Raw genomic sequence first — 569 nt, 5'->3', positions numbered from 1 at the left:
AAAGATAAGGACGTGAAGGCCTTCCTGACGCTGCCCTGCTTGAAAGAGGGCTGGCAGGAGGGCAAAGACGAGGACGTTAAGGGCAAACCACTCGACCGGGCACTGGTCACCAATATTTCCTCCATGTGTCATGGCAAAGGCTTACCGGAAGATAAGGACGTGAAGGCCTTCCTGACCCTGCCCTGCTTAAAAGAGGGCTGGCAGGAGGGCAAAGACGAGGGCGTTAAGGGCAAACCGCTCGACCGGGCACTGGTCACCAATATTTCCTCCCTGTGTAATGGCAAAGGCTTACCGGAAGATAAGGACGTGGAGGCCTTCCTGACCCTGCCCTGCTTGAAAGAGGGCTGGCAGGAAGGCAAAGATGAGGACGTTAAGGGCAAACCGCTCGACCGGGCACTGGTCACCAATATTTCCTCCCTGTGTCATGGCAAAGGCTTACCGGAAGATAAGGACGTGAAGGCCTTCCTGACCCTGCCCTGCTTGAAAGAGGGCTGGCAGGAGGGCAAAGACGAGGACGTTAAGGGCAAACCGCTCGACCGGGCACTGGTCACCAATATTTCCTCCATGTG

General features: G+C 56.2%; 1 protein-coding gene. It reads left to right on the top strand.

Annotated elements, in window-relative coordinates:
* Positions 1-12: 12 nt before the first annotated feature.
* Positions 13-569: hypothetical protein (locus J7438_RS27115; RefSeq protein WP_209279116.1), on the top strand; the 557-nt coding region annotated here is incomplete at its 3' end.

Source organism: Thalassotalea sp. G20_0 (assembly GCF_017744175.1).
Classification (GTDB): domain Bacteria; phylum Pseudomonadota; class Gammaproteobacteria; order Pseudomonadales; family Endozoicomonadaceae; genus Endozoicomonas.
The sequence above is the reverse complement of the archived record's forward strand: the minus strand, read 5'-3'. Positions and strand labels throughout refer to the sequence as shown.